At 56.2% G+C, this 6,872-nt stretch carries 6 protein-coding genes; 5 read left to right on the top strand and 1 reads right to left on the bottom strand.

Going from position 1 to position 6,872, the window contains the following annotated elements; all coding sequences use genetic code 11:
- Window positions 1-202 precede the first annotated feature (202 nt).
- Window positions 203-1,162: a LysR substrate-binding domain-containing protein gene (locus INT33_RS20460; RefSeq protein ID WP_192538168.1), complete on the bottom strand. Its 960-nt coding sequence runs from the start codon at window positions 1,160-1,162 to the stop codon at window positions 203-205.
- 156 nt (window positions 1,163-1,318) lie between these two features.
- Here INT33_RS20460 and INT33_RS20455 point away from each other — a divergent pair, with 156 nt between their 5' ends.
- The 5 genes from INT33_RS20455 to INT33_RS20435 form a co-directional block, all read left to right on the top strand.
- Complete coding sequence (locus INT33_RS20455; protein ID WP_193092901.1) at window positions 1,319-2,548, top strand: aldose epimerase family protein; 1,230 nt, start codon at window positions 1,319-1,321, stop codon at window positions 2,546-2,548.
- Between the two features lie 73 nt (window positions 2,549-2,621).
- A complete protein-coding gene (locus INT33_RS20450; RefSeq protein WP_225736160.1) occupies window positions 2,622-3,614 on the top strand; it encodes an arabinose ABC transporter substrate-binding protein in 993 nt (330 codons plus the stop codon).
- Window positions 3,615-3,652: 38 nt separating this feature from the next.
- On the top strand, window positions 3,653-5,146 hold the full coding sequence (gene araG / locus INT33_RS20445; protein ID WP_193092900.1) for an L-arabinose ABC transporter ATP-binding protein AraG: 1,494 nt from the start codon (window positions 3,653-3,655) through the stop codon (window positions 5,144-5,146).
- A gap of 37 nt (window positions 5,147-5,183) precedes the next feature.
- Window positions 5,184-6,194: an L-arabinose ABC transporter permease AraH gene (gene araH, locus INT33_RS20440; RefSeq protein ID WP_193092899.1), complete on the top strand. Its 1,011-nt coding sequence runs from the start codon at window positions 5,184-5,186 to the stop codon at window positions 6,192-6,194.
- Window positions 6,195-6,270: 76 nt separating this feature from the next.
- Window positions 6,271-6,872 (top strand): dihydroxy-acid dehydratase domain-containing protein (locus INT33_RS20435; protein WP_193092898.1); only part of this gene is annotated, 602 nt, incomplete at its 3' end.

Here is a 6,872-nt window from a genome sequence, read left to right as displayed (position 1 = left end):
TCTTGCCGAGTTTGATGCCACGGCAGCCTCGACACTCATCGCCAGCCAGGGTGGCTATCGCCAGCTGTATATCGAGCATGTGCTGCAAGCCGATGAAGGCTGTGACTTTGACTTTTTGGTGGGCTGTCGGGGCTCGGAAGTGCCGCGGCACTCGCATTAAGTCTCAGCGCTAAGACCAAGCACTGATAGCTGGCTAGGTTTATCAATGGCTATTTTTCTGTTGAGCATTGTGGGCGATTATTTCGCGCAGGGTGCTCATCAGGACTGCAGCCCCCGGCGAGAGCCGCTGGTGGCGCAAGCTGACCAGGCCATAAGGCTGCACGCTGAGCGTTTCATTGAATGGGAGGAGATGAAAGCGCTGAGGGGCGCAAAGCAGGTCCGCCGTTTCGCGGGTGGTCACCGTAATGGTGTTGGATTTATCGACCAGCGCTAAAGACACAAATACATCCGCGGTGTCGACGACTTGGCTTGGCGGTGCTACCTGATGATGTAAAAACAGACTGTCTACCCGTTGACGCATCAGCGCGCCGGGTGGCTGTAAAGACCACGGGTAGGCGGCCATATCGGCGAGGCTCAATGGGGTTTTCCCTGCCAGCGGGTGGCCTTCTCGACACACAAAGCACAGCTCTTCCTCGCCAATTTCTTCAAACACAAAGCGCTCTACATCAACGCCTGCGGGGATACGCGTAATGGCGAAATCCAGCTCACCTTCAAGCAGGCGGGGCACCAGTGCCTTGCTGACATCGACATCCACACTAATTTTAAGCCCCGGCCGGTCTCTATGTACCCGCTCGATAGCGCTGGTGAGTAATGTAACGGCGGGCGCCATGACGGTTCCCACTGCCACGGTGCCCATATTGCCGTCGCGTAAGGCGTTTAATTCCTCACCGGTATGCCGCAACGCCGACAGCACGCTATGTGCGTGGCGAATCATGATTTCGCCGTACCAGTTGGGCGTTAAACCACGTGGATGGCGCTCGAAAAGGCGAACTCCCAGGTTGGTTTCCAGGTCACTGAGCAGTTTTGAGGCGGCAGGCTGGCTCATCTTGAGCTGGGCGGCAGCACGGTGCAGGTTGCGCTGCTCATCAAGGGCTAAAAATAGCTGAAAATGACGCAACTTTAGTCGTGCGTGAAGAAACCAGTTCTCGTCAAGGACGCCCATGGAATAAGCCTTCTAATGTTATTGATAGCAATAAAGGTATCGAAATTGACGCATTTGCATATTGGTTGGTTATGGTAGGGCTGTCTAGTGTAAGTTGTGTATTAGCGATAAGCATGTCGCGTTAATAACAACAATAAACATAATAGGAGAAAGGTAATGCCTATCATGCACGCCCCAATAAAAAGCCGCCTGGGTTCAATACTGTTAAGTGCAGGCATAGCTTCGCTATTGATAAGCGTGGCCCAGGCGCAAAGTGATAAGGAACCCATGGCAAATAGTGAAGCGGACCACGGTGTTGGCAAATCCGTATTTGGCCAATTGCCCGATGGTCGTCAAGTGGACGTTTATCAGCTCACCAACGCCAACGGTATTGAACTGAGGGTGGCCAACTATGGCGGTACGATCCTTTCGCTAAAAACGCCTGACCTGGAAGGCAATGTCGACGATATCGTGCTCGGCTTCGATTCGTTGGACGAGTATCTATCCGATGAGTATCGCAAGGCTAACCCTTACTTCGGCGCCATTATTGGGCGCTATGGCAACCGTATTGCCGATGGGCAGTTCACGCTTGAGGGCGAAACCTACTCGCTTGCCACTAACGATGGCGACAACCATCTGCACGGCGGCCAACAGGGTTTTGATAGAGTGATTTGGGAGGCTGAGCCGTTTAAGAATGACGAGGGTACCGGGCTTGTACTGCGCTATATAAGTGAAGATGGCGAAGAAGGCTATCCTGGCCGGCTAGAAACACAAGTGACCTACACGCTAACCGATGACGATACCTTGATCGTCGATTACATGGCCGAGACCGACAAGGCAACGCCCATCAACCTTACCCAGCATAGCTATTTCAACCTTAAAGGTGAGGGAAATGACTCCATTCTTGACCATCGGCTTATGCTCAACGCCGATGCCTTTACCCCGGTCAGTGAGTCGTTAATCCCGACGGGTGAGCTGCGCGATGTTGCAGGCACGCCATTCGATTTCACCCAGGCCACACCCATCGGCGAACGGATCGAGCAGGACAATGAGCAGCTCTCCTTCGGCGGCGGTTACGACCATAACTTTGTGCTTAACCGCGATAATGCCGAGCGCGGTGATCTGGTGATGGCGGCCAAGGTGTGGGAGCCACAAAGCGGGCGGATGCTGGAAATCGAAACCACCGAGCCCGGTATTCAGTTCTATTCAGGTAACTTTTTGACCGGCGACCTGACCGGTAAAAGCGGCCAAGCCTATTCGCAGCGCTCAGGCTTTGCGCTGGAAACCCAGCATTTCCCCGACTCACCTAATCAGGATGCCTTTCCCAGTACGATTTTAGAGCCGGGAGAGACTTACCAGTCACGCACGGTCTTTCGCTTTTCTGCCCAGGACGATATGGACACCTAACCCATTCGCCTGGTCAGCAGCCGACACTAATTTTAATAACATTAACAATCATTAGAACGTCAGGAGCACAACAATGGGCATGGTAACCACGTTTACGCGTTTGGCGCTGGGTAGCGCGATCATGTTGGCCTCGCTGGGTTCTGTGCAGGCACAGGACGACGTGAAAATTGGCTTTATCGTCAAGAAACCAGAGCAGGCCTGGTTCATTAACGAACAGCAAGCAGCCACCGACGCCGGTGAAGAACTCGGCTTTCAGGTCGTGCGCTTAGGTGGTGAGGACGGCCAGGAAGTACTCAGCGCGATTGATAACCTCTACGCCCAGGGCGCGCAGGGGTTTGTCATTTGCCCGCCTGATGTGCGCTTGGGGCCTGCGATTATGAACCGTGCCGAGCAGTACGGCATGAAAGTGGTCACCGTGGATGATCAGTTTGTAACCTCCAGCGGTGAGCCGATGGAAGGCGTGCCGCATCTGGGGATGTCAGGTACCAAAATTGGCCAGCAGGTAGGCGAGGCGATTGCCGCTGAAATGGAAGCGCGTGGCTGGGACCCGCAAGACGTTGGCGCGCTGCGTATTACCAATAACGAGCTGCCGACGGCCGTAGAGCGGACGGACGGTGCGACCCAGGCACTGCTTGCGTCGGGCTTCCCGGAAGAAAATATATTCGACGCACCTCAACAAAGCACCGATACCAGCGGCGCTTTTTCGGCAGCATCACCGGTGCTTTCCCAGCGCGGCGGATACGAGCACTGGGTCATTTACGCGCTTAACGAAGAGAGCGTACTCGGTGGTGTCAGGGCGACCGAACAGTACGGTCTGGCGGCGGAAGATGTGATTGGGGTAGGAATCAACGGCTCAGGCGCGGCGTTTGCCGAGTTTTCCCGTAATAACCCTACCGGCTTTCACGGTACCGTCGCGGTCAGCTCCACTATGCACGGCCGCCAAACCGCTGAAGACCTCTACCGCTGGATTAGCGAAGGCGAGGAGCCGCAGGCCAATACCGAAACGACCGGTACGTTAATGACGCGTGATAACTGGGAAGAAGTGCGCGCCGATCTTGGCCTGTAACGGCTTCCTGTCACGGGCTACTGGTGGAGTGCTTGAGTATGTCTGATCCATATCTTCGCTTTGATGGCATCAGTGTAGTGTTTCCTGGCGTACGCGCGTTGGATGGCGTGAGCTTTTCTGCCCGGACCGGCCAGGTGCATGCGCTGATGGGGGAGAACGGCGCGGGGAAGTCGACACTGCTTAAAGTGCTTAGCGGAGTGAATCGCGTTGCGGAAGGCGCGCTCTGGATTGATGGTCAGCGCCATGTGTTCGGTAACGCCCGTGAGGCGTTGCGTGAGGGGATCGCGATCATCTATCAGGAACTCACCCTCTCGCCCAATATGTCGGTGGCTGAAAACCTGCTGCTGGGCCAGCTGCCTACGCGGCAGGGGTTCGTGAACCGGCGTCAGCTGCGCGAAAGAGCGCTGGCGATTCTCGCCGACCTTGGCGAGGGCGGCATTCATCCCTCGACCAAAGTGCGCGAACTTTCCATTGGCCAGCAGCAGATGATCGAGATTGGCCGTGCGCTGCTGCGCGATGCGCGCGTGATTGCTTTTGATGAACCCACCAGCAGCCTTTCCATACAGGAAATCCGTCAGCTTAAACGTATCGTCAAACGGCTACGCGATGAGGGGCGGGTGGTGCTGTATGTGACCCATCGCATGGAAGAGGTGTTCGAGATGTGCGATGCGGTCACCATCTTCCGCGACGGCCAGCATATTCGTACCCATGAGGATATGTCGAAGCTTACCCATGACCTGTTGGTTAGTGAGATGGTCGGTCGTGATATTGACGATGTGTACGGCTATCGCCCCCGTGAGCATGGCGATGTGGTGTTGGCAGTTGAGGATATCCAGGGGCGCGGCCTTAACGCACCGGTGAGTTTTTCCGTCAAACGCGGTGAAGTGTTCGGGTTGTTTGGTTTGGTGGGCGCAGGCCGCAGTGAGCTATTGCGGCTGGTATGCGGCGTGGAGGCTCCCAAGGCAGGTAGCGTGACATTTCAGGGTGAATCGCGACGTTTTAAAAGTCCGGCGGATGCCATCCGTGCGGGCATTGCCATGTGCCCGGAGGATCGTAAATCACAAGGCATCTTTCCGGTAGCCAGTGTGGCCGACAACCTCAATATCAGCTGCCGGCGGTTTTTTAAGCGCTGGGGAATTTTCCGCCATCCCGGGCGCGAGCGGCGCAATGCCGAGTCGTATATCCAGCAGCTTAGCGTTAAAACTCCCAGCCACCGTACACCGATAGGCAAACTCTCGGGGGGCAACCAGCAGAAGGTTATTTTAGCCCGCTGGCTTGCTGAGGAGATCGATCTGTTCGTGATGGACGAACCGACGCGGGGGATTGATGTGGGCGCGCGGCGGGATATTTACGCGCTGCTCTACGATCTGGCCGAGCAGGGCAAAAGCGTGGTGGTGATCTCCAGCGATCTGGCCGAAGTGAGTTCCATCTGTGACCGGATCGCGGTAATGCGCGACGGTGAGCTGGTGGATGTGGTGCCCAGAGAGTCAGCCACTCCCGAACGCCTGCTAGGGCTGGCGCTGCCAGCCTAAGCGCGATTCTTTATCGAACAAGTTCAGGACAACCGTGATGACAACGAATAAATTAACCCAAGAGGGTGCTGAACCGACCCGCCCAGCCGGGCGCAAGGGGCTTATAAAGCCACTGCGCACACTGTTGGATACCTCAGGCCTGATCGCTGTTTTTTTTCTGCTGTTTATCGCGCTAGCCGTATTTATTCCCGACTTCCTCACCGGGCGCAACATGGTGGGGCTGCTGCTTTCGATCACCCTGATAGGCAGCCTAGCGACCACCATGATGCTGGTATTGGCGCTGGGCGAGGTGGATCTATCGGTGGCCTCGATCGTGGCCTTTGCAGGGGTAGTCGCGGCGGTAGTGACCTCCAGCACCGGTAGCGTTTTTATCGGCGTAATGGGCGGCGTGGTTGCCGGGGGCGCAGTGGGTGCCTTCAATGGTTTTGTGATTGCCAAGTTCGGCATTAACTCACTGATTGCGACATTGGCCGCAATGGAATTTGTGCGTGGGCTTGCCTATATCACCTCAGGTGGCGATGCGGTGATGATCACCGTGCCGGGTTTCTTTGACCTGGGCAGCGCTTCATTTCTCGGTTTGACGCTGCCGGTGTGGACCATGCTGGCCTGCTTTGTGATCTTTGGTGTGGTGCTCAATATGACCGCCTTCGGGCGTAACGTATTAGCCACCGGCGGTAATTCAGAAGCCGCGTCGCTTGCCGGGGTTAATGTCCGTCGTCTCAAGATTATTGTCTTCGGTCTTCAAGGCGTGGTGGCTGGCGTGGTTGGGGTGCTGCTGGCCTCGCGCATGGGGTTGGGAGACCCCAACACCTCCATGGGGCTTGAGCTTGCGGTAATTTCGGCGTGTGTGCTGGGTGGGGTGGCGCTGTCGGGTGGCGTTGCCACCATCACTGGAGTGGTGGTCGGCGTACTAATCATGGGCTGTGTGCAGAACGCCATGGGCCTACTTAACGTGCCGACCTTCTATCAATACCTGGTGCGCGGGGCGATTCTGCTGCTGGCGGTGATGTTTGACCGCTGGAAACAGACCCGCCGTCAGCGAGCCTGATACTAAAAACCAGATTCTACCAACCAGATTCTACTTTTTGCTCCCCTATCTTCCTGGTTTGCACGGAGACTTTGCTATGTCTGATCGCCAGCGTCCATTACGCAGTGCCGAGTGGTTTGGCACCGCCGATAAAAACGGTTTTATGTACCGCAGTTGGATGAAAAACCAAGGCATCCCCGACCACGAGTTTCAGGGCAAGCCGATCATCGGCATCTGTAATACCTGGTCGGAGCTCACCCCCTGCAACGCCCACTTTCGCAAGCTGGCGGAGCATGTGAAAAAAGGGGTATTAGAGGCGGGCGGCTACCCGGTCGAATTTCCGGTGTTCTCCAACGGCGAATCGAACCTGCGCCCCACCGCGATGTTTACCCGCAATCTGGCGAGCATGGATGTGGAAGAGGCTATTCGCGGTAACCCGATTGATGCAGTGGTACTGCTGGTCGGCTGTGACAAAACGACTCCGGCACTATTAATGGGCGCGGCGAGCTGCGATATCCCCACGATTGTGGTTACCGGCGGGCCGATGCTCAACGGCAAGCACAAGGGTAAAGATATTGGCTCGGGCACCGTGGTCTGGAAACTCTCTGAGCAGGTCAAAGCTGGTGAAATTTCGCTGCACGACTTTATGGCTGCCGAGGCAGGCATGTCGCGCTCCGCGGGCACCTGTAACACCATGGG

The sequence above is a fragment of the Halomonas colorata genome, assembly GCF_014897985.1.
In the GTDB taxonomy this organism is placed as follows: domain Bacteria; phylum Pseudomonadota; class Gammaproteobacteria; order Pseudomonadales; family Halomonadaceae; genus Vreelandella; species Vreelandella colorata.
This window is presented reverse-complemented; position numbering and strand designations above follow the sequence as displayed.

Excerpts from the sequence above, each read along its gene's own strand:
- INT33_RS20460 (WP_192538168.1), bottom strand. The coding sequence starts at position 1,162 with ATGGGCGTCCTTGACGAGAACTGGTTTCTTCACGCACGACTAAAGTTG.
- INT33_RS20455 (WP_193092901.1), top strand. The coding sequence starts at position 1,319 with ATGCCTATCATGCACGCCCCAATAAAAAGCCGCCTGGGTTCAATACTG.
- INT33_RS20450 (WP_225736160.1), top strand. The coding sequence starts at position 2,622 with ATGGGCATGGTAACCACGTTTACGCGTTTGGCGCTGGGTAGCGCGATC.
- araG (WP_193092900.1), top strand. The coding sequence starts at position 3,653 with ATGTCTGATCCATATCTTCGCTTTGATGGCATCAGTGTAGTGTTTCCT.
- araH (WP_193092899.1), top strand. The coding sequence starts at position 5,184 with ATGACAACGAATAAATTAACCCAAGAGGGTGCTGAACCGACCCGCCCA.